At 60.6% G+C, this 26,387-nt stretch carries 21 protein-coding genes; 4 read left to right on the top strand and 17 right to left on the bottom strand.

From position 1 onward, the window contains the following. Nucleotides 1-43: 43 nt before the first annotated feature. The 3 genes from AC3WRD_RS26140 to AC3WRD_RS26130 are packed head-to-tail and all read right to left on the bottom strand — an operon-like array spanning nt 44 to nt 2,296. Entirely contained in the window at nt 44-733 is a 690-nt protein-coding gene (locus tag AC3WRD_RS26140; RefSeq protein ID WP_102622149.1) for a hypothetical protein, read from the bottom strand. Further along, complete coding sequence (locus tag AC3WRD_RS26135) at nt 702-1,742, bottom strand: GSCFA domain-containing protein (protein WP_102622150.1); 1,041 nt, start codon at nt 1,740-1,742, stop codon at nt 702-704. Before AC3WRD_RS26135 ends, AC3WRD_RS26140 begins: the two co-directional genes overlap by 32 nt. Before the next feature lie 38 nt (nt 1,743-1,780). Beyond that, entirely contained in the window at nt 1,781-2,296 is a 516-nt protein-coding gene (locus AC3WRD_RS26130; protein WP_102622151.1) for a GNAT family N-acetyltransferase, read from the bottom strand. A 437-nt stretch (nt 2,297-2,733) separates the two neighbouring features. On the opposite strand from AC3WRD_RS26130, the gene AC3WRD_RS26125 reads away from it, so the two are divergent. Next, entirely contained in the window at nt 2,734-2,997 is a 264-nt protein-coding gene (locus tag AC3WRD_RS26125) for a hypothetical protein (protein ID WP_102622152.1), read from the top strand. A gap of 113 nt (nt 2,998-3,110) precedes the next feature. Here AC3WRD_RS26125 and AC3WRD_RS26120 read toward each other — a convergent pair whose 3' ends face one another. The 9 genes from AC3WRD_RS26120 to AC3WRD_RS26080 all read right to left on the bottom strand — a co-directional run bounded on the left by AC3WRD_RS26120 (nt 3,111) and on the right by AC3WRD_RS26080 (nt 17,476). Continuing rightward, nucleotides 3,111-4,160, bottom strand: a complete 1,050-nt coding sequence (locus tag AC3WRD_RS26120) for an NAD(P)-dependent alcohol dehydrogenase (RefSeq protein ID WP_096820620.1) — start codon at nt 4,158-4,160, stop codon at nt 3,111-3,113. Nucleotides 4,161-4,287: 127 nt separating this feature from the next. Continuing rightward, on the bottom strand, nt 4,288-6,843 hold the full coding sequence (locus AC3WRD_RS26115) for a fimbria/pilus outer membrane usher protein (protein ID WP_096820621.1): 2,556 nt from the start codon (nt 6,841-6,843) through the stop codon (nt 4,288-4,290). 89 nt (nt 6,844-6,932) lie between these two features. Next, nucleotides 6,933-7,679 carry a fimbrial biogenesis chaperone gene (locus AC3WRD_RS26110; protein ID WP_102622174.1) on the bottom strand — a complete coding sequence of 249 codons (747 nt, stop codon included), beginning with the start codon at nt 7,677-7,679 and terminating at the stop codon, nt 6,933-6,935. Nucleotides 7,680-7,751: 72 nt separating this feature from the next. Continuing rightward, the gene (locus AC3WRD_RS26105) at nt 7,752-8,342 is read right to left on the bottom strand and encodes a fimbrial protein (RefSeq protein ID WP_096820622.1); all 591 of its coding nucleotides are present in this window, start codon (nt 8,340-8,342) and stop codon (nt 7,752-7,754) included. 134 nt (nt 8,343-8,476) lie between these two features. Beyond that, nucleotides 8,477-9,124 (bottom strand): response regulator, encoded by a 648-nt coding sequence (locus tag AC3WRD_RS26100; RefSeq protein WP_102622153.1) that lies wholly within the window; start codon nt 9,122-9,124, stop codon nt 8,477-8,479. A gap of 43 nt (nt 9,125-9,167) precedes the next feature. Further along, nucleotides 9,168-12,386 (bottom strand): hybrid sensor histidine kinase/response regulator, encoded by a 3,219-nt coding sequence (locus AC3WRD_RS26095; protein ID WP_102622154.1) that lies wholly within the window; start codon nt 12,384-12,386, stop codon nt 9,168-9,170. An 85-nt stretch (nt 12,387-12,471) separates the two neighbouring features. Continuing rightward, entirely contained in the window at nt 12,472-13,659 is a 1,188-nt protein-coding gene (pvrR, locus tag AC3WRD_RS26090; protein WP_096820625.1) for a response regulator cyclic di-GMP phosphodiesterase PvrR, read from the bottom strand. Beyond that, the gene (locus tag AC3WRD_RS26085; RefSeq protein WP_102622175.1) at nt 13,646-16,465 is read right to left on the bottom strand and encodes an ATP-binding protein; all 2,820 of its coding nucleotides are present in this window, start codon (nt 16,463-16,465) and stop codon (nt 13,646-13,648) included. The genes pvrR and AC3WRD_RS26085 overlap by 14 nt, the downstream gene beginning before the upstream one ends. A 54-nt stretch (nt 16,466-16,519) precedes the next feature. After that, nucleotides 16,520-17,476 carry a fimbrial protein gene (locus AC3WRD_RS26080; protein WP_255261917.1) on the bottom strand — a complete coding sequence of 319 codons (957 nt, stop codon included), beginning with the start codon at nt 17,474-17,476 and terminating at the stop codon, nt 16,520-16,522. 242 nt (nt 17,477-17,718) lie between these two features. Between AC3WRD_RS26080 and AC3WRD_RS26075 the strand changes: the two genes are divergently transcribed. Both AC3WRD_RS26075 and AC3WRD_RS26070 read left to right on the top strand, forming a co-directional pair. Continuing rightward, nucleotides 17,719-18,774 (top strand): alpha/beta hydrolase, encoded by a 1,056-nt coding sequence (locus AC3WRD_RS26075; protein ID WP_102622155.1) that lies wholly within the window; start codon nt 17,719-17,721, stop codon nt 18,772-18,774. 17 nt (nt 18,775-18,791) lie between these two features. After that, on the top strand, nt 18,792-19,943 hold the full coding sequence (locus AC3WRD_RS26070; protein ID WP_102622156.1) for a (R)-mandelonitrile lyase: 1,152 nt from the start codon (nt 18,792-18,794) through the stop codon (nt 19,941-19,943). Between the two features lie 6 nt (nt 19,944-19,949). Here AC3WRD_RS26070 and AC3WRD_RS26065 read toward each other — a convergent pair whose 3' ends face one another. Further along, nucleotides 19,950-20,843 (bottom strand): LysR family transcriptional regulator, encoded by an 894-nt coding sequence (locus AC3WRD_RS26065; protein WP_102622157.1) that lies wholly within the window; start codon nt 20,841-20,843, stop codon nt 19,950-19,952. Between the two features lie 216 nt (nt 20,844-21,059). On the opposite strand from AC3WRD_RS26065, the gene AC3WRD_RS26060 reads away from it, so the two are divergent. Beyond that, the gene (locus tag AC3WRD_RS26060) at nt 21,060-22,985 is read left to right on the top strand and encodes a potassium transporter Kup (RefSeq protein ID WP_371858328.1); all 1,926 of its coding nucleotides are present in this window, start codon (nt 21,060-21,062) and stop codon (nt 22,983-22,985) included. 14 nt (nt 22,986-22,999) lie between these two features. Here the strand turns inward: AC3WRD_RS26060 and AC3WRD_RS26055 are convergent, their stop codons facing one another. From AC3WRD_RS26055 to AC3WRD_RS26040, 4 genes are all read right to left on the bottom strand, one after another. Beyond that, nucleotides 23,000-24,349, bottom strand: a complete 1,350-nt coding sequence (locus AC3WRD_RS26055) for an ATP-binding protein (protein ID WP_102622159.1) — start codon at nt 24,347-24,349, stop codon at nt 23,000-23,002. Then, complete coding sequence (locus tag AC3WRD_RS26050) at nt 24,325-24,990, bottom strand: response regulator (protein ID WP_096820631.1); 666 nt, start codon at nt 24,988-24,990, stop codon at nt 24,325-24,327. Before AC3WRD_RS26050 ends, AC3WRD_RS26055 begins: the two co-directional genes overlap by 25 nt. An 85-nt stretch (nt 24,991-25,075) precedes the next feature. Further along, nucleotides 25,076-25,513 carry a hypothetical protein gene (locus AC3WRD_RS26045; RefSeq protein ID WP_102622160.1) on the bottom strand — a complete coding sequence of 146 codons (438 nt, stop codon included), beginning with the start codon at nt 25,511-25,513 and terminating at the stop codon, nt 25,076-25,078. A 28-nt stretch (nt 25,514-25,541) separates the two neighbouring features. Further along, nucleotides 25,542-26,306, bottom strand: a complete 765-nt coding sequence (locus AC3WRD_RS26040) for a COG4705 family protein (protein ID WP_096820633.1) — start codon at nt 26,304-26,306, stop codon at nt 25,542-25,544. Nucleotides 26,307-26,387: the final 81 nt, after the last annotated feature.

The raw sequence follows: 26,387 nt of genomic DNA, 5'->3' as shown, positions 1-26,387 counted from the left end.
TGGTGCTGAAAAAACCTGTGGGAGCCACTTGCTCCCACAGGTGCTAGACGCCGCGACGGATCAGTTGCTCGACGATCAACTCACCGAATGCCAGATTGCCGTGCAGCGGGTCATCCACTTCGCAGAACGCCTCACGCTGAAAACCCTGCTCATCGTTCGCCGCCTCTCGCACGTCGATCAGCTCGACGCCAAGCCCTTTCAGGCGTTCGATCAGCAATGACTGTGCGGCCATGAACACGCGCGTGTCGGAGAGCTCCGGCACCCGTTGCGGCGGCAATACGGCGAACACCTTGAGGTTCAGCGCCAGGGCCTGTTCATAGAAAGCCAGCGCAGGGCGGGACAGGGTGTCGATGACCGCCTCGAACAACGGCCCGGCGAGAAAACCGTCGTCGAGCTCGCCGTGCGCATTCTGGTAGCAGGTCCAGTTCGGCGCGGTGGCGAGGTAGTGCAGGCTCAGGCCTATAGTGCTCACCAGCGGCACGCTGACCTTCGCCAGTTGCGGCACTTTCAGCGTATCGAGAGCCTGGCGATACAGCCGATCCATTTCCCCATCCCGAAAGACCACGTCATTGCGCGCCAGGCTGAAGAAGTCGACGGCGAAGTCCCGACCGGTTCCCAACGGGCCGCCGCCGAAAGGCAGTTCACGGGCCTGCGCTGCCTTGCCGATGACGCCGGCATGGGAGTCGCCCAGCAGCAGAAACCTAGGCGTAGTAATCGAGTACGGCGTCTTCACAGACAAGATCCTCGCTGGACACGCGGGTGGAGGGGGAGGTGGTCGGCGCCTGCACAGATTGAACCGCGTCGAGCCCTGCAAAGAATTGCTGCATCACGAACGCCACACCTTCTGGTGTGACTTCCCGTTGGTTGGGCTGGTAGAACGCGCCCTTGAACGGCGTGCCGGTGATGATTTCGTAGGACGGGAAATAGTCGACGTCGGGCAGGTCTTCACACAACTGCCCGGCGACGGCGCGCAGCACCGACTTGGAGTAGGTCGTCGAGCTCAGCACATGTTGCCCGGTAGCGGTTGCCGTCAACGGCACCGGTGACACGGTGAGCAACAGGCGCAGTTGCGGGTTGATCGAACGCATCAACTCCAGCGCCCTGACCATGTCGCCATAAGTGTCCATGAAACCGAAGTTGCAGAACCGGTGGAGCAACGGATCGAAAGTGCCACGCACGGTGCCGGGACACACGGGATACACCAGACCGGTCTCGCGATGTTGCCAGGCTTCGGTCAGCCCGAGGGTGAAGACGAACACTTTGGCGCGGCGTAACGCTTCGCGGATGGCGTCGAGGGTGGCCTCACGCGACTCGAACAACGCCTGCTCGCTGGCAAATCCGTCAGGCTCCACGGCGGGGCGGAACGGATCGAAGAAACGCCCGTCATGCACCCAGACCTCATCCGGCGGAGCGCTCACGCCCAGCGCCCATTCGAGCCATTGGCACAACATCGCAGGGGTATACAGATTGCCGGTGCGGAACGAAAACACTCCGTAGTTGTGGGCCTTCCAGTCCGCCTCAGGCAACGCGTCCGGGGCGGGTTCCGCATCCAGCCAGTTCATGCCGCGCGCAACCAGCGCGCGGCCGATGTGCTGGGCAAAACAGGAACCGGCGGTGACGATGGCGTCCTTGTTGCCGATCTCGAATTGCGGTGTCCACAGCTCACCGATGTCCAGCGCGGACTTGTCGGCCACGGCCGTACGCCAGAAGGAACGTGGGGGCAGGCATTGATAGGGATTCACGACGAAAGGCCTCCTTGGCGAGTCGTTGAGCGTAAGGCTCAGCGGATTTGATAGTGATAGATCAGATCGTCGAACCACCGATCACCGATCTGGTAGGCCTGCGGCACACGACGTGCGAACACAAAGCCGCATTTCTCCAGCACCTTGCAGGACGCGATATTACCGTCGGTCACGGTCGACTCCAACGAGTCCAGCCCGATGGATGCGGCATGGTCGATGATTGCCTGCCGCGACTCGGTACCAAAGCCTTTGCCCTGATGTTCCGGCAACAGCAGGCAACCCACCTCGGCATGCCCGGGCGAGAGAATGCGCAGCCCGGTCACGCCCAACTCCTGGCCGCTGGCCCTGTCGGCCACCACCAAGCACAACCAGTGCTCCGATTGCGGCCCCCACGCCGGGAGCCGATGTTCGAAACCTTTGCGAACCTGCTCCTCGGCAATTTCGCCGAACACGTACTGCATGGTCTGCGGCTCGGAATGCAGCCTGAGGAACAGAAGCCAGTCGGACTCGACCATCGTGCGCAGGTCCAGTCGATCCGTGGATAGCTCGAGCATCCGCTGCTCCTTGCGAGGATGGAAAAGGGAGAGGGTTTTTTACTGGGTGTGGGGGGAAAGATCAATGCAAAAGCAGGCGTTTACGTAATGACGTTGTTCATGGAATTCCTTTCCGCAAAAACTCGGGTCTGACGACCTTCGAAGACGTTTGATATCTTTTTGATATCAAAAGGCTACTTCAAATGGAGTGATTTTGGAAAGCCATCCCGGGTTTCGCTGACGGTGTCTTGTGCGCGCTGGGCCAGATGGCGTGCCTTATCCGCCACTACGGCCAGGCCTCGAAGGCGCCACTCGTGCGTGGAAATGGTTCCATGAAATAACCTGAAAGTGGATCTCGTGGAGGGGCCAATCAATCCCTAAGATTCTTCTGCAGCCTATGAAAACAGCAGGTTTTTTCATTACTTCAGGAGGGTCTCCCGGAAGGGGGATTCATTGTCATGACGCCAGCCAGCAGCTATCCACTCGCCTGGAAACTCGCGGCCACCATTCTGTCGGTCGCCACGTTATCCGGCTGTGAGCCACCCACCCGGGCGGACTTCATTAAATATCCGACCTTGAGGCAAAAGTGGGCAATGATCTGCGATGCGCGCAGTCATGCAGCGGAAGTCAACGTCGAGGGATGCAAGCATTGGCGCGACTGGCAAGCCGCCAGTCAACAACCGGTACTGGACAATCTGATGAATCAGAATCTGGGTAAATGAACGGTCGCGAAGCGATCTCGGCAACAGTCGGTTTTTGGGCAAACGGTCATCCCGGGGCATTGAAGCGCCCGGGATTTTCGTCGTTACATTAACGCGTTCGTCGAGCCCGACGCTCAGCCTGCCAACGTCGCGTTATCAATCACAAACCGATACTTCACATCGCCCTTGAGCATCCGCTCATAGGACTCATTGATCTGATCCGCGCGAATCAGTTCGATGTCGGACACGATGCCGTGCTCGGCGCAGAAATCCAGCATCTCCTGGGTCTCGGGAATGCCGCCGATCATCGAGCCGGCGATGGTGCGCCGTTTCATGATCAGGTTGAACACGTTCGGCGATGGATGCGGTGAGGCGGGGGCGCCGACCAGTGTCAGGGCGCCGTCACGCTTGAGCAGCACCAGGAACGCATCGAGATCGTGAGGGGCGGCGACGGTGTTGAGGATGAAGTCGAAGCTCTTGGTGTGCGCAGCCATTTCTTCCGGATTGCGCGACACCACCACTTCATCGGCGCCCAGTGCTTTGGCTGCCTCACGCTTGGATTCGGAGGTGGTGAACGCCACGACGTGCGCACCCATCGCGTGGGCCAGTTTGATGCCCATATGGCCCAGGCCGCCGATGCCGACTACGCCGATCTTCTTGCCCGGCCCGGCGTTCCACTGACGCAGCGGCGAGTAAGTGGTGATGCCCGCGCACAGCAGCGGTGCGACGGCGGCCAGTTGTGCTTCGGGGTGTCGGATGCGCAGCACGTAACGCTCATGCACCACGATGTTTTGCGAGTAGCCGCCGAGCGTCCAGCCGGGGGCGTCCGGGGTCGGGAAGTTGTAGGTGCCGATCATGCTGTCGCAGTAGTTTTCCAGGCCGGTTTCGCAGTCTTCACAGTGTTTGCAGCTGTCGACGATGCAACCGACGCCAACCAGATCGCCGACCTTGTATTCGGAAACATGGGCACCGACCGCCGAAACGCGGCCGACGATTTCGTGTCCCGGTACGCAAGGGAATTGTGTGCCGGCCCACTCGGAGCGCACCTGGTGCAGGTCGGAATGGCAGATGCCGCAGAAAGCGATGTCGATCTGGACGTCATGGGCCGCAGGGGCGCGGCGATTGATCTGGATAGGCTCAAGGGGTTTGTCGCCCGCATGGGCACCGTAGGCTTGAACTAGCATGGGAACGTCCTCGATGGGGTGGTCGAAGGGCCATCTTCCCGTTCTGCCCCGAAGGCACGTTAGTGCATTTCTATCGATTCCTTGCCTGATCCTGCCCGATAGTCGTCGAACGATGAGCCTCGCCCGTTCACGGCTGGCACACCAGACTCACACGCTCGTAGTTCACGGACTTGTCGCGCTCCGGCAACGAATAGGCGGCCGTGCATTGCTGACCATTCCATTTGATCAAGAGCGTGGCTGCATCTTCTTCCACCAGCGCCAGCGCTTTGCCGCCGGGGTCTGAAATCGCAATCTGTTTGCCGGCGCGGTCTTCCAGCGCAGCGCCGAACGGGAGGGGTTTGTGTCGAGCATCGAACAGCTCGAATTGCACGCGTCTGCCGCTGGTGCTGGCGTATCGGGCCAGCACCACGGCGCCGCGCCTTGGCACGACTTGTCGGGTCGCGTTGTCGATCTCGATGTCGGCGCCCAGGTCCCGCGTATCGAGGCTGATCCAGTTCACCCGATAAGGTTGCGCATTGGGCACGACGGCAAAGCCGTTGCGCCCGGTTTCGGCACCGCTGTAGCTGCCGATCTTGACACCGGCGACGCCTGGCACTTCAGCCAGCGCGAAGGTTTCACCCACCGTTTGCCCAAGATTGATCCCGCCTCCGTGGGCCACGACGGCACCGGCAAGGTTGAGGTTCTGCGAGGTGTAGCCACGCCCCTGGCTGTAGCCGGCGCTGACGTTGGCCACGGACGTGCGGGTGCTGAGGTTGGCCGAGGCCGAGTTGCCACCGTTGCTGCTGTTGCCGCCTTGCAGCGAGTAATAGGTGTCGCTGTCTTCCGACAGATAACCGTTGATGCCCACCTGCGTGCTGTCGCTGTCCTTCTGCGTGCTGGCCGAGACGAAGGCACGAGGCGCCCGAGGTCTGGAGCCCAGCGGGAATGACAGGGACAGATTGACCAGAGTGTCGTTGTTCGAAGGACCGAAATCACCGACATCCTTGGTGTAGGTGGCGCCGACGTTGTACGTCATCTCGCCCCAGACGTTGCTGTAGCCGGCCGAGAGGCTCTGGGAGCCCCCGCGATTCCAGTAGCGCTGATCGCTGGCGTTGAGATAGACACTGCCAAATTGCTGTTGACGGCCCAGGCTCTGGTTGACGGTCAGGTCGGTACGGGTTTTCGAGTTGGCGCTGCGTCTTGAGCTGTCGGTGCCGAGTTCTTCGACATGCTGGGTGAGCGTCCGATAGCCCTCGGTGGAGTATCGATAGGCGGCGAGGGTGAAGCTGGTGTCGGTCCCGGTGAACGTTTTTGCATACAACGCCCGCAGGCTGTTGCCCTGGGTGGATTGTCCGGGGGTACGGCTGGCCGAGTGGGTAAGGTCGATCGAAACAGCGCCGATACGGGTGTTGCGCCCGGCACCAAGCGCCAGCGCCTGGAAATTGTCCGAGGCCTGGACACCGACGATCCCGGTCAGGTTGCTGCTGATACCGTAAGCCAGCGTGCTGCTGACAAACTGCGGCGACGTCAGCCCCTCGCTGTTGCTGTTGTACTTGCCCGCCGAGACGCTGTACTTCGCCTGACCTTCACGCACCATGATCGGCAGGCTGGAAAACGCCTGCAGCGTGACTCGGCGACGGCCATCGGCTTCGATGATGGTCACTTCCAGGTCGCCGTTGGAGCCGCTGGGATAGATATCGCTGATCTCGAACGGGCCCGGCGGCACGTTGGCGGTGTAGAGGATGTAGTTGTTCTGACGGATCTCCACCGTGGCGCTGGTTTCCGCCACACCACGGATGATCGGCGCGTAGCCGCGTTCGCTGTCCGCGCGCATGCCTTCATCGGAGGCCAGTTTCAGGCCGCGATAACGCACGCTGTCGAACAGGTCTGTGTCGGAGAAAATGTCGCCCGCACTGAATTGCCCCTTCAGTGCCGTCACATCATGCTGCACGAAGCTGCGGTTGCTCTTGAAGGTGCTCGGTTGCCCGGTGGTGCTGCTGAAGTTCGACTCGTTACGCAGCCGCCAGCCGCCCAGGTTGATCCCGTTACGCAATCCCAGGTTATTGGAAAGTGTGGTGCTGTGATCGGAGCTGTTGCGGTTGCTGCTCAACTGATAGTTGATAAAGGCTGCCGAAACACCCTGATCCCACAGCGCCGGGTCGACATACCCGCGCATGCCGCGCTGCATGGCGATTTGCGGCACGCTGACCATCAGGCGCAGCCGACTGACGTCGTAGCGCACAGTGGCTTTGTCGATCAGCTCGGGAAGGTCATGACACGCGTGCGGATCTAGGGGGTCAAGCTTGCCGGTCGCTTCGAGTTTTTTCATGTCGATGCCCAGTTGCTGGAGCATGTCCAGGGTCAGACAGGCCTGGACCTTGCCGTTCTTCGCATTGCGCCGAAAATCGATATCACGACGCCCCACCAACACCTCGTTGCTGTAGAGATCTACCCGGTAATTGCCCGGCAGCACGCTGTTGGCCGACAGCAACAGTTGCAGGTCCACGGACGACTGGGCGCCCTGAAGAAACGCGGTGTTGAATTGGTCGAGCGGTTCTTGCTCAGGCTCGGCGGCGGTCGCAGCGATGGGCAGGCAGGACGCAATGATGATGGCCAGCGTTGGGCTCAAGCGTGATAAGGGAATTGCCAGTTGCCAGCTGTGGTTTACGCCACGATCTTGTCTGTCGCGAGTGAGTAAAAACATGCAATTGACCTATATCACCCCCGGTACGCATGACTGAGCGGAGCGAAGTGAAGTACGGTTGATGTACGACTGATAATTAAACAGACGCGTTAAGGCGATTCTTTGGCCAGGCTGGCTTTCGCTGTCGAACTTCCGGCCAGTGCTGTGGCGTAACGCTCTTGCGCGCCGTAGTCGTTGATGCTGGTGAACGACAAGTGGGCGGTTTTGATGTTTGTCAGTTGTTGGATGGCGAACTCTTTCTGCTCGCCCGGGGCGATCATCAATGAATCAACTACTTTTTCAGCTGATGTTCCTGACTGCAGTTTTATATCCACCATGGACACGTGGTAGAGACCGGGGTTTTTGATGCTCAGGGCTGTTTTTCCTGCCCGTTCCACAAGCGCCCATTGCAGTTCGGTCGGTGCCAGATAAGCGTTGGCGTTCAACCCGGCCGGGCGGAAGAACACTTTGATGCGCTGGCGCACGGCGAGCTGCAGCGTGTTTTGTGTTTTGGCAGCCTGGGGGATCTCCTGGACATTGAGCCAGACCACCGACTCTCTGTCGGACGGCATGCCGGTGCCCTCGTAGATCACCCGCAGCAATTGCTGTTCGTTACCGGTCACCCGGGCCAGCGGCGGGGTCACGGCGAAGGGCACCGAGGCCGTCTCGGACCCGTCGCGGTCGACCCAGGACTGGATAAGTACGTCTTCACCGTTATTGCGCACGGTGATGCCGGCCTCTTTGTGCTTGCCGTCGAACACCAGGCGGGTGGCGCTCAAAGAGATACCGGCGCTGGCCTGGGCAGCCACGAGCAAGCCCAGGAGGCCCAGGCAAAAGGAAAGGGGACGAACCAACATGATCATTACCGATTGATTGCCAAAGAGAGGCGGGGCACCGGGCCCCGCTCCGGGGTCAACGTCTGCGCGGAGTTATTCGTATTGCAGAACGAACGGCAGGGTGGCGTCACCGCGACCGGCGACAACGGTGTCCAGCGGGCCGGTGGTGACGTAGGCAGCCGAGAACTTCAGGGTGGTGCCGCCATCCTGCAGGGTGTTCTCGATGTGGGCGGTGGCGTCCGAAGAGAGATCGATCAGCGCGCCGTTGGCGTCGAGCAGGGCGATACCGATGTTCTTCGCCGCGCCCAGTCCGTCGATCAGTTTCAACACCTTGGTGCCTTCGACGAGGCCCGAGCCGGCGCCTTTTTTCGGTTGGAAGATCATCGACACCTTGGTGCCCTTGTTGCAGGTGATCTTCATGTCGAAGTTTTCGGCGCTGAGCTTACCGCTGCCGATCGGTGCGGCTGCGGTGCCCATGTCCTTGATCGACACTTCACCCATCGGCACGGAAATGGTCTTGTTCAAGTCCGAGCTCTGAACCGAGCAGGCGTCGTTGTTGATGATGCCGGAGAAGTTGATGGTGCCGGAGCCGGCCTTGGTTGGAACGACCGGGTCGGCGGCAAATGCATTGCCGGTGGCGCTCAGGATCGACAGGGTCAAAAATGCCAGGGTGAACTTTTTCATTCTGATTTCCGTATGTGTTTGAAGTGCAGCGTTAAAGTGCGCTGCCACGATACGAAAGCTGTTCAGATGAAAAAATCAGACGATCCTTAGATTCACGAAATGCCCATGAATCAACAGTCGCTGATGACGGTTCGTTAGTTGAAAAGTTTGCGCTCGATGCAGTAAGCCAACAAATCCTGATCACTGCTGACTTCAAGTTTGCGCATTGCGGCGATCTTTTGCGTACTGATGGTCTTGGCACTTCTGTTCTGGCCACGGGCAATGTCGCTGACACTTTGGCCTGCAACAAACAGGCGCAGGATTTCATGCTCCTTGGGTGATAGTCGGGCAAAGCGTTCGTCCAGGTCGGCGGTGGACTCGATCACCGAAACCGGCTCTGGGGTCGCACTGCGGAAGGGCCTGCCACTGGCGACAGCCTTGAGTGCGACTTCGATTTCGTTGTGCAACTGATGTTTCTGGATGACCCCGAGGACGCCCAGCTCATGCAGGCGGGTCAGGATCAGCGGATTGGAGATCATGGTCAGCACCAGGATCTGCACATGGGGAAAGTGCCGCTTCAGGTACTCCACCAGTTTGAGACCATCACCATAGGGGGAGTCCGCAGGCATGTTGAAGTCGGTGATGACCAGGTCGACAGGCTGGCTTTCGAGCAGCTTGATCAGCCCGTCCGAACTGATGGCTTCGCCCACGACGCTGAAATGCTCGTCCCGTTCGACGAGTTCGCGCACTCCCAGCAACACGATGGGGTGATCATCCGCGATGACAACGTTGAGTTTTTCCATGACCAGGTGTCCGTAAGGTGTCGTTGGGTAAATAAGGGGGAGGTTACTTGAATGTCGCCAACAACGCGTTCAGGTCTTCAAGAACCTGGTGAACGTCCAGCGCCAGGGCCGGGGTGAGTTTGTGCCCGGTCAGTCGGCATTCCAGCAGGGCGCAGGTCTGGGCGAGGGCGCTGGCCTGAATGACCCCCAGTGAGCCGGCGACGCTGTGGAGTTTTTGTGCCGTGCGGTCAGCCTCTTCCTGGTTCAGCGCTGTGCGGATGTCCTGCATGTCCTGTTGCAGGGTGCGGATAAAGAGCTCCTGCATTTTCGCTGACAATTGCACAGGCGCTTCAGTCGAGGAGGGGGCCTCGACTATCGGAGCGCTGTCGGCATGCGCGGCCACGGGCTTCTTGCAGTGTTTGATCAACTGCGTTCGCAATGTTTGCAGGTTCAGAGGTTTGACCAGCCAGGCGTTCATGCCCACGGCGGCACAACGTTCGCCTTCCTCGCGCAGGGCATTGGCGGTGACACCGATAATGGGCAGGTCCGCGCCGCGTTGGCGCAAGGCTGTGGCCAGTTCATAGCCGTTGATGATCGGCATGTTGACGTCAGTCAGCACCAGGTCGAACAGCCCGGGCAGCCATTGGGCCAGTGCCTGTTCTCCGTTGTCGGCCGCTGTTACCGAACAGCCCAGGGCTTCCAGTTGTTCCTTGATGATCGCCTGATTGATCGGGTTGTCTTCGGCCACCAGGATCCGCAGATTCAGATCGGCCGATGTTTCGGGCAGTAAAAGTGGCTGGTGAACATCCGCACCGTGCAGCGCACGGCTCACGGCCCGGGCGATCGCGCGGACATCGTTGGCGTCGACTTCCCGATCCTGCGTGGTGCCCGACGGCGCTTTGCGGGCGCCTGCGGTGGCGATGATCCGTGGGCCGGGCCAGGGGGCTTCATTGCCAATCGGCAGCATATCCACCAACAGCGCCGACGCCGTGGCGGGTTGACTGTCGCCACCCACGACCCGGGCGTCCGCACCCAGGCGGTTGAGCCAGGCGCAGAGGTGCTGCGCCAGTTCCTGAGCCTGTGCACGGACATAAACCGGTGGAGTTCCCGGCGTGAATTCGGGGCAATCGGCCAGTTCTCCCGGCAGACACTCCAGTGTCAGTTGCAGGGAAAAACTGCTGCCCAGCCCAGGCTCGCTGACCACTTTGAGCTGGCCCGCCATCAGGTCGCACAGCCACCGGCAGATCGCCAGGCCCAGCCCCGCACCCGCTTCACTGGAGGCATCGCGGACCTGATAGAACGGATCAAACAACTGCACTTGCTGGGCCTGGGAAATACCGATGCCCGTATCGCTGACCTGCCACTGCAGGCTCACGTCACCGGCGCTGCGCTCCAGCACCCGGACCCGCAGAACGACCCGACCGTTGTCGGTGAACTTGATGGCATTGCTCAACAGATTATTGAGGATTTGCCGAATGCGCAGCGGATCACCGCGAACCCGGTCCGGAAGGCTGGCATCCATGCAGGCGTAGAGTTGCAGCCCCTTGGCTTCGGCGAAGGCACTGTAGGTGCGCAAAGTGTCTTCGGTCAGTTCCAGCGGGCAGAAATCCTGGTCTTCCAGCGTCATTTGCCCGGACTCGATCTTCGACACGTCCAGCACATCACTGATCAACTGGAACAAGGTGGCGGAAGACCGCTGGATGGTATTGAGGTACTGCTGCTGACGCGGTTCCAGCGGGGTCAGCCCCAACAGTTCGAGGGTGCCCAGCACACCGTATAACGGCGTACGGATTTCATGGCTCATCGTCGCCAGAAACCGGGTTTTGGCCGCGTTGGCCGAATCGGCGGCTTTGCGTGCGTCTTCCAGTGCGGCGGCATCTTCGACCAGGCGGGTGACGTCATGGATTGCGCACAGCCAGGCATCCTGTCCCTGATAACGGGTGGAGGTGAAGTCGACATGCAGGTGACGGCCATCGATCTCAAGGTCGGTCTGCCCGGAACGGATGAGATCGTGCTGACGATTGAGTACCGTGATCAGTTTGGTGCTGTCCTGCCATTGCTGGGCGCGGCGATTTTCCAGTAACACGGCATGGTCTCTGCGGCGGATGACGCACAGGCCGGCCGGTGCCGTATCAATGACTGTGCGGCTGAACGCTTCGCTTTCGGCGATGCTTTCGTGGGCCCGGTGGGCAGGCAGCACCACGCGGCGCTTGTACCAGCGATTGAACGCCCGGCCACCGCCAATCCCCGCCAACAGCAACGCGAACAACGCCAGCAACGGCCACAGGGCGTAGTTGAGGAAGCTTTTCAGGCTGATGACGTAAATCCCCGACCAGTGCCGTTCGCCCGGGCTGGAGACTTTGAACACCAGCCCGTCACGGTTGAAGTTCAGTCCTTCATCAATCTTCAGATCAGGTTTTATCGCACCGATCAGCGCTTCACCGGAGGGGGCGATGAGGGTGAAGTGGTCGTAGATCGACCATTGCATGATGCGTTCGATGTTGTTGACCTGAGCCAGGTTCAACAGTGAAGCGACCACCACCCAGGAGCTGGCGCCCTCGATATGCATCGGGGCCGAAGACAAGTCGATGTTGACGTAACCGAGCACGGACGCCTTGGCGCTGTCACCCTCCGCCGCATTGTATTGCACCCAGTGAACCCGGTTATCCAAGGGCTTTGGGTTGGCATCGTGCAGTCGTTGCAGCAACTGCTTCATTACCCCGACAAACTCCCCGCCCTGTATCTGGCCCTCACCGCGCAGACGCCCGGCGGCGGGCACGGCGATGTCGAAGTTGTCCGGGACGTTGAACAGGACAACTTGCGGTGACTGAAAATGCGAGGCCGACCAGAAGGCGCTGTAGTGATCGGCCAGGTGCGCACCGAGGTTGAAGACTTTCAGGTGCTGACTGGGGGCGATCTTGTGCGGATCGACCTTCACACTGAAGGGCAGGGAAAAGGAATGCTGTTGGCCCCGGTAGATATCAGGCCCCTCGTCAGGCATTGCCTGTTGCAGCGACATAGGGATAACCGTCGAGGTCAACATGCCGCCCTCGGCGCTGTGCGCAGACAGCGTTTCGAGAAAGGCTTCCTGTTCGTGCAGATTCTCCAGCAACCGCGCAAAGTGGAATCGCACCGTGTCGTGCTGCTCTTCGAGCGTGCGCTGCACGCCCCAATAGCTGATTCCGATCAGCAGCATGACGGTTGCGCACAGTACGGTCAGGCCTTTGTTCAGGCGCAGCGAACTGTTGGCCAGTTTGTCGAAAATGGCGTTGGGATGATTCATCGCACGGCCACGCGACCGATGAGCGCAAAGCGGTTGAGCACTGAGACCTCGAAGCAAGAGACGCTGGAACGCACGTGTCTGAGGGTCAATAGGTGCTAGCCGGACCGTCATGGGTCAACAACTGCTGGAACTGATCCGGGGACACGGCATGGGAGATCAGGAAACCCTGAACCTGAGTGCAGTCGATTTTACGCAACAGAGCAAGCTCTTGCGCGGTTTCCACACCTTCGGCGACCACGGTCAGGCCCAACTGCCGTCCGAGGGCGACAATGCTGGTCAGTGCCTGGGCCAGTTCCTCGTTCTCGTTGCAGCCCTGAACCAGCGCCCGGTCAATCTTCAGCTCGGTAAAAGGCGTCGACACCAGGTTCATGTAGGAGCTGTAACCCTTGCCGAAATCATCCTGAGACAGGCCGAATCCCATGATCCGCAACCGGCAGGCACCGGCGTAGAAGTTGCTGATGTCCTGTGGCACCGAACACTCCATCAGTTCAAAGCAGATTTTTCCCGGTACCCCATGATGGGCGTGCACGAACTCGAGAATCCGGTCGGTCAGGTCATGGCTGTTGAGCAGGTGCGTGGGCAGGTTGATCGACACTGGAATGTCGTACCCCTGATCGCGCCATCGGGCCTGCGCCTCGATCGCCTGACCCAATACGTGCCACAGCAGGTGTTCCTCCAGATTGAAGGCTTTGAGCGCCGGTAGAAACAGGCCCGGCAGCATCAAGCCGTGTTCCGGGTGCATCCATCGCACCAGGGCTTCGGCGGCGACGATGCGCCCGTTGGCGAGGGCTTTCTTGGGTTGAAACCAGGCTTGCAGTTGACCATTGCCCAGGGCGTCAAGAATGGCCTGGCGCTCAATGCCCGGAACGGGCAGTGGCTGAGTGGCCTGGCGCAAACCCATGAGCTGGTCGGTCAGGTCGCGCAGGGCCGTGGATTTCACCGGTTTGGAAATCAGTCCGATGACCTTGACCCCCGAATTGCGCGCCACCAGGCTGGCCCCCATCAACATGCGCCGGGAGGTCGCACTCATGATTGCCAGGGCCGGTCGGGCGTGCAGGGCGGCCAGCCCCTGGATGAACTGCACGCCATCCATGCCGGGCATGAGCAGGTCGGTCAGTACCAGATCGAATTCACGTCGTTGCAGACGGGCGAGCGCTTCTGCGCCATCGCGTGCCGCTTCGAGATGAAAATCACCCAGTTCGCTGAACAGGTGCTGCAAGTACAAATGCTGGAAGGGATGGTCTTCGACAATCAGGATGCTACAGCGCTTCATGGGCAGCTCTTTCATAAGGCACCAGGTAATTGAACAGGGCTTGCAGCGTGAACGGCTTGACCAGACAGTGGTTCATGCCGGCGGCCAGGCATTGGGCCGCTTCTCCGCGCAAGGCGTTGGCGGTGGCGCCGATGATGGGAAGGGTGCAGCCCAGGCGACGTAGCTCCCGGGCCAGTTCGTAGCCATTGAGGCGCGGCATGTTGACGTCGCTGAGGATGATGTCGAACGGTCCGTCGCGCCACAGCGACAGCGCCTCCTCGCCATCGGCGGCCAGCACCACGGTGCAGCCGAGTTCCTCCAGTTGATCACGCAGGATCAATTGATTGATGACGTTGTCTTCGGCTACCAGAATGTGCAGGTTCAGCCGTTTCAGCTCCTGTGGATCGGCATGTGTTGCAGGTTTTGCCACCCACAATCCCTGTGCCAGGCTGACCGCCTGGTGAATGGCGTGCAGGTCGTTGAGATTGACCTTCCAGCCACCGGACATGATCTGCGGCTCGTGGCTGCCGTCACCAGTGGCGAGCACCAGCGGGCCGGTCCATTCGGATTCAAGGCGTTGCTCGAACGCGCCCGGGTGCAACTCGATCAGGATGCTCTGGGAGGACGAACCCTGACGCGGAGGGTGGCCGATCTGCGGGCGTGCGCCCCAGCGTCTTAGCCAGCCGCTGATGACTTCGGCCAGCTCGCGGATTGGCGACACCACGTAGACGATCTCCTGCAGCAATCCTTTCAGATTCGTTTGTACTGCGCTGCCCGAGGGTTCTTCCAGTGGCAGGTCCAGGGAAAAACTGCTGCCCAGTCCCAACTCGCTGACCATGCGGATGCTGCCATTCATCAAGTGGGTCAGGCGCTGACAGATCGGCAGGCCAAGCCCCGTACCGGCCACCACATTGGTGCTGCCGTCGATCTGATAGAAGGGGTTGAAGATCAGCGCCTGATCGTCCTGGGTGACGCCTTTGCCGGTGTCCGAGACCTGCCATTGCAGGCTGGCACGCTCGCCTTCGCGACAGAGCAGCCTGACCCTCAGGACCACCCGCCCGGAGTCGGTGAATTTGACGGCGTTGTTCAGCAGATTATTGAGGATCTGGCGGATTCTCGTGGGGTCACCAATGACCCGTTCCGGTAGTTGCGGGTCCAGGCAGGCATACAACTGCAAGCCTTTGCCCCGTGCCGCGGCGGCATAACCCTGGATCACCTCTTGCACCAGTTGCAGGGTGGAGAACTCGCTCAGTTCCAGCGCCAGTTGCCCGGCTTCGATTTTCGACACGTCCAGCACATCGCAGATCAATTGCAACAGCGTCGCCGATGAACCCTCGATCGCCCGCAGGTAGTCGCGTTGCTGCACATCCAGGGTGGTGCGCGCCAGCAATTCAAGAGTCCCCAGTACGCCATACAGGGGTGTGCGGATTTCGTGGCTCATGGTCGCCAGAAACAACGTCTTCGCATCATTGGCGGCGTCGGCGAGCTGGCGTGCCTGTTGCAACGCTTCTTCGATCTGGGTGCGCGCGCTGATGTCACTGAAGGTGCAGAGCAACACGTCCTCACCCTTGTAGCGGGTGGGCACGCAGCTCAGATACAGATGGCGGCCATCGGCGGTTTCGAAGTAGTCGGTGAGGGGCGGTGCTTCGCCATTGAAGGCTCTGCGAATCCATTCGGGACACAGTTGCTCGCGTTCATCGCCCTGGCCCAGCCATTGTTGGGACAGGGTGTTTTCCAGCACCACCTGGCCGTCGGTGCGGCGCAAAACACACAGTGCCACCGGGGCTGTCTGGATCACGTCGCGGCTGAACAGTTCGCTTTCGACCACGGCCTGGATGCGGTGGATCGTCGGTTTGATGAAGCGATGTTCCATGCGCCGGATCAACAGCCATACCAGGCTGATACTCAGCAGGCAGAACAGCAGGGCGCCGATCAGTTGCGATGCCAGCGCAGAGAGCAAGGCCCGCAATTCGATGGAGTACACCAGTTGCCAGTCCGATGACTTGAGTTGCTTGCGAATCACCAGATGATCGGGCAACCAGCCTTCGCCGACCAGACCAAAGAAGTTTTCACGCTGAAGCTGCAAAAGATTCTGGCTCAAGCGTGTGCTTTGGCTATTGGTGAACAGCAACATGCCCTGGGCGTTGAACATCATGAACTCACCCGCGCTCTGATCGTTCAGCGCGTTGGAGACTTTGCGGCCGTCCATTTCCAGTCCCAGCCAGCCGGAACTCGTGTCGCGCTCGTCGAGGCGAATGAAAATGTACAGCTGTGAATGCCGGGCCGATTGATGTGTCAGCCACAGTTCTTCAAGTGCGGGGGCGTTCTCGCGCTTGAGCGTCTCCAGGCGATTGAGCATGGCCTGAGGAAAGTTCTTTGGCATCGGTGTTGCGGTGTACAGACGCTTGACGTTTGCATCGGTGCCGCTGCTGACGTAGATGAGGTTGACCTGTTTGTCCTCCAGGTAATCACGCATGCGCTGGGTCAGGCCGATACGCCACTGCTTGCCGGGCGTGTTGCCCAGCAGCAGATGAATCTCTTCATCGGAGGCCGGTGGTGTGGTGGCGGGTTTGCGCGTGGCCGACAGGCTGAGGCTTTCGAGCAACGCCTCGCGAGTGGTGAAAAAGGTATGCGCTTCGGCGATGGCGCTGCTCATGTAGCCGCGCCGCCGGGACAGTTCGTTGGTGAAGGTGAATAACAGAAAGTTATAGACCCCGCCGAGGATGCCGATCAGCAACACCAGCGCGAAAATGCGCAACAAGCGCCGCGCCGCATTCGGGGTGGAAAGGATCGGGTTGATTTGATGCAGGTACGACTTCAATCTCATGCCCGCACTGTAGGCAGGCATGAGTTCGATCGATATAAGACGATCCTTAAATGACTACAGATAACTCATGATGAAGGTCACGGCGGTGTTCGCCGTGCCCGCTTTCAACGTGCCTTCGGCGAGGCGGTAGTAGGACGCGGACAAGGGAATCCTGAAGTCGGTGTCGGTGGTGTTGAAGCCGTTGAACGGGTAATTGGTGTCCAGTGCGATAGGTTGCCCCGCATCGTTCATCAACTGCAGGCCGATGCCTTTGGCTGTGGACTCGGCATTCAGCGCCACGATGCCTTTCTTCGAGTCGATGACAGTGGTGGTGGCCTTGAGTTGATAGGTCACTTTCTTGATGCCGCGCTGGCACTGGTTCAAGGCAATGTTGTATTTGATCACGCGCGGTGTCGCGCCGCTCTTTTCGAACTCTTCCAGACGGTAGTCGTCACCCATCGCCACCGGCACGGACGGGGTCTGGCAGGAGGCGGTATTCAAGTGAATCGGGTTGAGCAGGTTGAACTTGATGAACACCAGATCACTGACTTGCAGGTTGCCGAGAAAGCCGGCGGCAATCTCGTTTTTCGGCGACAGTTCGCCGGATTTGAAGATCTCCAGCGTGTAGTTCCCGCCATTGGTGGTGTAAGTGCCTGAGCCGATATTGAACGGCGGAGGCATGTAGGTGATGTTCGGGTTGGGGGTGCCGACACGAAATGAAAGTCCGGTCTTGCCCAGGGGATAGGTCGCGTCGACGGGCGCTCCCAGAGCAGGGTTCACGGCGAATCCGTAGCGTGTGGCCGCCGTGCAGGTAAAGATGTGCTCCGCCGCATTGAGCGATTGCTGGTAGATGATGGTGCCAATGGGCGCGTCCTGGGGGACCGTCAAACTGTCCGCCCCCACGTTGGCGCCGAAATTCAGGGTCACTGTCGTGTTGTGTTTATCCGAATAGGTAAACGCACAGTTCGCGGCCATGGCGCCCGAACCCCAGACGAGCGCCATGACGCAGGCAATGTTTGAAAAAACGCGCATTCGTCGCTGTTTGTCGGGTCGTTCCATATTGACGGCGCCACACGGTGATAGAGGAGCCACGCACTCTAGTGGCCGTGGACAGCGCCGGACATCAGGCGATTCCTAGTTTGCCGGGGCAGGTACGCTGATTTGCTGGACTTATGTGATTCTGATATCAGTGCTATCCAATTAGTGCCGTTTATCAATCAATCGTCGAAGGGTAGTTTGCCTCTCCATACCGTATTGATGGAAAGGAGAGGCAAATGATGCGAACCACGATGAAGGCCGGGGTGCTGGCCGCGATGATCGGGATGTCCGGTGCTGAAGTCGAGGCGGCGGACTACCGGCAGAACCCGTTCACCTTGACTTACGGTGGCGCGATCACCCGCAACGAGCCGGGCAAGGTCAACATTCATCCGGTGACCTACTCGCTCAATGGCCTGGCCATTTCCGCCAACGTCTACACCCCCGCGAACTACGATCCGGCCCGGCACTATCCCGCCGTTGTCGTCGCGCACCCCAATGGTGGGGTGAAAGAGCAGGTTGCCGGTCTTTACGCTCAGCGTCTGGCCGATCAGGGCTACATCACGATCACGGCGGATGCCGCTTATCAAGGCGCGAGCGGGGGAGAACCACGCAACATCGACAAGCCGGCCAACCGCGTCGAAGACATTCATGGCATGGCCGACTTCATCGCCAGCTACCCCGGCGTCGACAGTGCTCATCTGGGTTTGCTCGGCATCTGCGGCGGTGGCGGTTACTCGTTGAAGGCTGCGCAGACCGACAAACGCTTCCGCTCGATTGCCACGGTGAGCATGTTCAATTCCGGGCTGGTGCGCCGCAACGGTTATCAGGACTCGCAACTCGACACGATCCAGCAACGCTTGCAGCAAGCCTCGGCCGCCCGCGCCCAGGAAGCCGCCGGCGGGGAGATCCAATACGTCGGCGATGCCAAATTGACCGATGAGCAGATCGCCAAATTGCCGTTCGACCTGTACCGCCAGGGCTTCGAGTATTACGGCAAGACCCACGCGCATCCCAACTCGACCTTTCGTTACACCCTCAGCAGCCTGCTGGATCTGATGAGCTTTGACGCCACCGACCAGATCGAGCTGATCGACAAGCCATTGCTGATGATCGCCGGCAGCAAGGCCGACAGCCTGTATTTGTCGGAACAGGCCTTCGCCAAGGCCACCGGGACTCAGGACAAGACCCTGTTCAAGATCGAGGGTGCCACGCACATCGAAACCTATTGGGTGCCGGCCTACGTCGATGTTGCCATGGAACAGCTGACGGCGTTTTACGCCCGAACCCTCTGATTCGAAGGAAGCCATCCATGAACAAAACCTTGTTGGGCCTCGCCATGTGCGCGGCCACACCTTTTGCCAGCGCTGCTGAAGTCGCGGGCGGCGGCAGTGAGCCGTTGAACGCGCAGCAGATCCGTCGTGCAGGTTCTCAGGCTTCATTCGTGGGGCCTGAAGATTATTTCTCCGGTCGGGTGCGCGTCGATCCACTGTTCAACGACACGGGCGAAATCAATGCGTCCGGCGCTTACGTGACTTTTGAGTCGGGCGCTCGTTCGGCCTGGCACACCCATCCTGCCGGTCAACGATTGGTGGTGATTTCCGGTGTCGGGCAGACCCAGGAGTGGGGCAAGCCTGTGCAGGACATTCATCCGGGCGATGTGATCGTCTGCCCGCCGGGCGTCAAGCATTGGCATGGCGCTGCGCCTGACAGCACCATGACCCATCTGGCGGTGACCGGCTCCGTGAACGGCAAGAATGTGGAGTGGCTGGAGAAAGTCGCCGAAGACCGGCCGGTGCCGCTGGCAGCACCGACAGAAGTCGCGGTCTCCGAAGTGCTCTCCGCGAGGCAGCAGGCGATCGTGCCGATTGGCGCGGCCATGGCCAGCAGCAACATGCCGCGTCTCAACGCCGCTTTGAACGAAGGACTGGATGCCGGGCTGACCATCAGCGAGGTCAGGGAAATTCTGGTGCAGTTGTATGCCTACGCCGGTTTTCCACGCAGCCTCAATGCGCTGGGTGAATTGATGAAAGTGGTCGAGGCGCGCAAGCAACGCGGCCTCCACGATGAGCCCGGGCGCGAACCCGGTCACGCCGTGGCGACAGGCGACGCCTTGCTGGCCGTGGGCAAGGCCAATCAGACCCGTATCGCCGGGGCGCCGGTTCAGGGGCCGTTGTTCGACTTCGCGCCGGTCATCAACCAGTTCCTGCAGACGCACCTGTTCGGCGATATCTTCGAACGCGACAACCTGGACTGGCAAAGCCGTGAACTGGCCACGGTTTCAGCCCTGGCGGCTACGCCCGGCGCCGAATCGCAGCTGCGCTCGCATATCGCGGCCAGCCTGCGGGTGGGCTTGAGCAGCGCGCAATTGCGTCAGTTGACGCAGGTGCTGACCCAACACGGAGAAGTCGAAGCGGCGGGGCGCGCCAGCGAAGCACTGGAAAAACACCTGGCCCTACCCTGAGCAGCGTCAGCTTCCGTAGCGCAACGCATCACGCAGCAGGGTGAAGGCGGGTGAGCTCTGGCGTCGGCTGGGGTAGTAGAGGTGATAGCCGGAAAACGGCTCGCACCAGTCGGCGAGTACCCGAATCAGCCGGCCCTGCGCGACATGCTCCTGCACCAGGTCTTCCGGCATGTAGGCCAGCCCCAGCCCCTGGAGCGCGGATTGCAGGCGCATGGCAATGTTGTTGAACACCAGTTGCCCCTCGACTCGCACATTCAGGGCTTGCCCGTCCTTCTCGAATTCCCACAGCAGCAGGCTGCCATGGGTCGGCATGCGCAGGGTGATGCAGTTGTGTTCCATGAGATCGGGTGGAATCAGCGGTTTGCGATGGCGGGCGAAGTACGCCGGGGAGCCGACTACTGCCATGCGCATGTCCGGCCCGATGCGCATCGCGATCATGTCCTTGGCCACCTGTTCGCCCAGCCGCACGCCGGCGTCGAAGCCTTCGGCGACGATGTCGGTCAGGCCGTAATCGACGATGATCTCGACATTCAGGTCGGGGTTGTCAGGCATCAACTGTGTGAGGACGGGTTGCAGGATCGTGATTGCGGAATGTTCGCCAGCGGTGATGCGCAACTTGCCGGCCGGTTTGTCGCGAAACTCGCTGAGCAAGGCCAACTCGTGATCGATCTCCTCGAAGCGGGGCGCGATCACTCGCAACAGATGCTCACCCGCTTGGGTCGGCAGGACGCTGCGCGTGGTACGCGCGAGCAAACGCACGCCCAGACGCTCCTCCAGTTGACGCATCGCCCGGCTCAAGGCCGGTTGCGACATGCCCAGTTTTGCCGCCGCACGGGTGAAGCTGCGTTCTTGCGCCACCGCCGAAAAGATTGCGAGCAGGTCGTAGCTTTCAACGGACATTGATGCGCCCCTGATATGAACTGCTGGCGATTATGCCATCAGCCATAACAATCAGCTGACCTTAAAAACGTGCGCGACGGTTCGGGGCAGATCGATTTTTTACGCATTCTTTACGGTGGAGGATTTTGTTCGCATCGATACTGGCCGCGTTTTTTTTGACCGCACCGCAGCCTTGTATGCCTGAAGGCCCCGGTCAGCGTATTGCCCAAGGATGGCATGCCACTTCTTCCCGCCGTTCGAGAGCCGCGACCCTTGAGTAAAAACAACGAAAATTCCCCGTCCAAATCCTCAGGCGCAGCCATGCTGGTGGCCGCTGTCGGTGTGGTTTACGGGGATATCGGCACCAGCCCCCTCTACACCCTCAAAGAAGTCTTTTCCGGTCACTACGGCGTGCAGCTCAATCACGACGGTGTGCTGGGCATTCTGTCGCTGATTTTCTGGTCGCTGATCTGGGTGGTCTCGATCAAGTACGTGCTGTTCATCCTGCGGGCCAACAACCAGGGTGAGGGCGGCATCATGGCGTTGACGGCATTGGCCCGTCGCGCGTCGGCGCCTTACCCGAACATGAGCAAAGTGCTGGTGTTGCTCGGACTGTTCGGTGCGGCGCTGTTCTACGGCGACAGCATGATCACCCCGGCCATCTCGGTACTCTCGGCGGTAGAAGGGCTGGAGCTGGCGTTCGACGGCATAGAGCACTGGGTGGTGCCGCTGTCGGTGGTGGTGCTGGTGGCGCTGTTTCTGATCCAGAAACACGGCACGGCGCGGATCGGCACGCTGTTCGGCCCAGTCATGGTGCTGTGGTTCGTGGTGCTGGGCGCACTCGGGGTCTACGGTATTTTGCAGCGTCCCGAGGTGTTGCAGGCGCTGAACCCGATCTGGGCGGTGCGCTTCTTTACGGTCCATCCGGGCATGGGCGTGGCGATTCTGGGCGCAGTCGTCCTGTCGCTGACCGGTGCGGAAGCCTTGTACGCCGACATGGGCCATTTCGGTCGCAAACCGATTGCCCGTGCCTGGTTCATGCTGGTCCTGCCCGGTCTGGTCCTGAATTACTTTGGCCAGGGCGCCTTGATCCTCGGCAACCCGGAAGCGGTGCGTAACCCGTTCTATCTGCTGGCCCCGGAATGGGCGCTGCTGCCGATGGTCGCGCTTTCCACGCTGGCGACGATCATTGCTTCGCAAGCGGTGATTTCCGGTGCGTTCTCCCTGACGCGCCAGGCCATCCAGCTGGGCTACGTCCCGCGCATGTTCATCCAGCACACTTCAAGCCAGGAGCAGGGCCAGATTTACATCGGCACGGTCAACTGGGCCTTGATGGTCGGCGTTGTGCTGCTGGTGATCGGTTTCGAATCTTCCAGCGCACTGGCTGCCGCTTATGGCGTGGCGGTGACGGGCACCATGTTGATCACCACCCTCCTGTCCGCTGCCGTCGTCTTGTTGCTGTGGAAGACGCCGCGCTGGCTGGCGATCCCGATGCTGTTCGGTTTTCTGTTGGTGGATAGCCTGTACTTCGCGGCCAACGCGCCGAAGATCCTGCAGGGCGGTGCGTTCCCGGTGATCGCCGGTATTGGTCTGTTCTTCCTGATGACCACCTGGAAGCGCGGGCGCAAGATCATCGTCGAGCGGCTGGATGAAACCGCGTTGCCGCTGCCGTTGTTCATCAGCAGCATTCGTGCGCAACCGCCTCATCGCGTACAGGGCACGGCGGTGTTCCTGACGGCGCGGGCCGACGCGGTTCCCCACGCGCTGCTGCACAACCTGTTGCATAACCAGGTGCTGCATGAGCAGGTGGTGCTGTTGACCGTGGTATCCGAAGACAGCCCGCGCGTGCCGGTGGATCGTCGTTTCGAAGTCGAGTCCTATGGCGATGGCTTCTTCCGGGTGAACCTGCATTTCGGCTTTACCGAAGAGCCGGATGTGCCGCTGGCGCTGAGCCTTTGTCACTTGGCCGAACTGGATTTCAGCCCGATGCGCACCACGTATTTCCTGAGTCGTGAAACGGTCATTCCGACCAACCGCATCGGCATGGCCAAGTGGCGCGAGTACCTGTTCGCGTTCCTGCTCAAGAATGCCAACAGCAACCTGAAGTACTTCAAGTTGCCGTTGAACAGGGTCATCGAGTTGGGGACGCAGGTCGAAATGTAAGGACGGGAAACGGCTCAGGGCTGATCGATGCTGACGGTGACACACAGTCCGCTGTTTTCGTTGACGTCGGTAAACCCCAGATCAACCTTGAGCCCCGTACGATCGGCAATCGCCTTGACGATGGACAAACCCAGCCCCGAGCCCGACTCATCGGTGCCCAGGCTGCGATAGAACGGGTCGAAGACACGCGCCTGTTCTTCCACGGCAATCCCCGGGCCGGTATCGCTGACTTGCAGGACGACCGTCGCTTGCTCCCGTTTGACCGAGAGGTCGATACGCCCGCCGGGCGGGGTGTAGCGGATGGCGTTGTCCACCAGGTTGCGGATCAGGATCAGCAGGTCGGTTTCGTTGATGCTGACCTGTACGTCCTCGCTGCTTTCGACGCCGATATCGATATTCTTGCGGTCCGCCAGCGGCAGCAGGTCTTCCAGAATCCGCCGATAGATGTGCAGGACTGAAACGGTGGTCGGCGCTGTACTGGAATTTGACTGCGCGGCGGCCAGGCTCAGCAGTTGATCGATCAGGTTCCTGCTGCGCTCTATGCCCCGGGACAACGGCAACAGGCGTTCGCGGGCGGCTGCCGGCATTTCCGTGGCGGCCAGTCGTTCGGCCTGCAGGGACAGGGCGGTCATGGGCGAGCGCAGTTCGTGGGCCGCATCGGCGACGAAACGCCGCTGGTTGTCCACGGACTGGGCGACGCGGCCGAGCAGGCGGTTGATGGCCACCACAAACGGCCGGATCTCGCTCGGCACATGGCTTTCGTCAATCGGGTGCAGGGCTTGTTCGTCACGCTGGTCGATATCGGCCGAGAGCATGGCGATGGGGCGGAACATCTTGCGCACCAGATCGCCGACCACCAGCAACAGCACCGGAAACAGGATCAGAAACGGCAGCAGACTGCGCCAGGCGCTTTCGCGGGCCTCCTTGTCGCGCACGCCGGTTTCCTGGGCGACGACGATGCGCTCGCCTCGGGCCGTGGTTTTGACCAGCACCCGGAAGTCTTCATCGGTCACCTTCAAGGTCGACAGGCCATCGGACAGGGTCGTGGGGAAGGGCAGTGGCAGCAGGGCGTCGTCGTTGCCGACCGCTTGGCTGCCGTCGGCCAGGTATTGCACGATCACCCGGGATTCTTCGTTGTCGTCGTCCACGGCCTGAGCGGCGGGGTAGTGCAGGGTCATTTGCTGGCGGTCGAACAGGGCCGCCACCTGGCGCAAGGACTCGTCCTGCATTTCGTGGGCCTCGTCCAGCGCCGAGACGAAGGCGAAAACCGCCGCCAGCAGCGCGACGATCAGGATGGCCAGCGACAGCGTGACCGACAGCCGCAGTTGCACCGAATCCCTCAGGCGCCTTTTGAAACCATCCATCCCATTCCCCTGACGTTCTTGATGACGTGACTGCCGAGTTTGCGTCGCAGGGCGTGAATCAGAAACTCCACCGCGTTGCTTTCCACTTCATTACCCCAGCCATAGAGCCGGTCTTCCAGTTCACTGCGCGAGAGGATCGCCCCCGGCCGGATCAACAGGGCCTGCAACAGGGCGAACTCGCGGCTGGACAATTGCACCTCCGCGTTTTCCGCAGTGGTGGCTTGTTTGGACACCAGGTCCAGCGACACCACGCCATTGTCGAGCAACGACAGGGCGCTGCCACCCTTGCGCCGCAACACCGCACGCATCCGCGCCAGCAGTTCGGCCATGTCGAAAGGTTTGAGCAAGTAATCGTCAGCACCGCCGTCGAGGCCACGCAAGCGGTCGTCGAGACCGTCCCGGGCGGTGATGATCAGCAACGGCACCGGGTTGTTGCGAGCGCGAATGCTGTCGAGCACGTCCAGTCCGTCCTTGCCGGGCAAGCCGAGGTCCAGCAACACCAGGTCGTAGTGCTGGGTGTCCAGCGTGGCCAGTGCGGTGAGCCCGTTTTTCACCCAGTCAGTGGCGTAACTGGCGTCGTTCAGCGCACCCTGGATGGCATCGCCGATCATCGGATCGTCTTCGACCAGTAATATCCGCATGACCCGCTCCCCAAAAAAATAGCGCGACGGGCTGGGCCGTCGCGCTTGTATTGAAGCATCTGTGCAAGGGTTTGTCCGGCCCGGATCAGGCGTTGCCCTTCAGCGAGTCAAAGGCTTTGAGCAACTCGTCCATCCGCGCCTTGCAGTCTTTCTGCTGCGGGGCGCTGGCACGCAAGGTGTCGAGCGAGCGGTCGATAGCCTTGTCCAGCATGTGCCAGTCCCCGGCGGCACGCGGCTTGATCCCGGCTTCGGCCGAGTCCCAGGCGGTTTCCAGATCCTTGATGCGGGTCTTGGCGCCGGGCAGGTCGTTTTTGTCGACGAGGGCGGCGACATCGGCCGCAATCGTGCGGAACTCGGACAGATCACCCAGTTTTGAAGCGGCCTGGCCTTGTGTGCTGACTGCACCTGCAGCGGCGTTTGCAGCAGGTTTGTCTGCCGGTTTCGAGCAGCCGGCAGCAATGCTCAGCAGGCAGATGGACGAGACGATGGCGACGTGACGAATGAGGTTTTGAATCTGGCGCATGACGATTCCTTGATGAACAGTTGAAGGTTTATTCAGTGATTGCTTTGCGATTGCCGGTACTGATCTGCGCGGCCGTCACCAGCAGGACGATGACGCAGAGGAAAATCGCGCTGGTCCAGGTCGCGCCCATGCCGAGGCCACCGTAGGTTTTGGCCTGAGTCAGCAAGTCGCCGAGGGATGCGCCGAAGGGGCGGGTCAGGATGTAGGCGATCCAGAACGTCAGCACCGTGTTGCCGCCCAATCGCCAGGCAATGAAGGTGGCGGCGATCAGTGCGCCGAAGATGACGGCGCCGACAGTGAAGCCCAGGCCCAGCGCTTCGGTCGCCAGGTCGCCGGCGGCCGTGCCGAGGGCAAAGGTGCAGAGCACCGTGGCCCAATAGAACAGTTCTCGACGCGGGGTGACGATTTCGCGGATCGACAGGCTGCGTTCCGTCCGGTACCAGACCAGGAAATTCACCACCAGCAATACGGAGAACACAGCGGTGCTGGTGTAGAGGCTGACGTCCAGCATGTCGGTCAGGATGTCGGTAATCTGCGTGCCGACGATGCTCACCAGCACCACGGTCAGCCAGTAGATCCAGGGGGTGTAGGCCTTGGTACGCAATTGACCGAACAGCGCAATGGCCAGCAGCGCGGCCATGCCGAGGCTGGTCGGGCCTGCGCCGAATCCGGCATCCACGGCCAGAAAGTCGGCACCGGTTTCACCCACGGTCGTGGACAGGATCTTGATCACCCAGAAGGACAGCGTCACTTCGGGTACTTTGTTGAGCCAGTCGGCTATGGCGGGTTTCATGGGTGGGATGCCTCTCCTGAGCAGCGCTGGAAGTGCGCAGGGGGAGAAGGTATCCAGTGAAACTTAGCTGAGCCTGAGGAC

It is taken from the genome of Pseudomonas sp. FW215-R2, assembly GCF_058789255.1.
The sequence above is the reverse complement of the archived record's forward strand: the minus strand, read 5'-3'. Positions and strand labels throughout refer to the sequence as shown.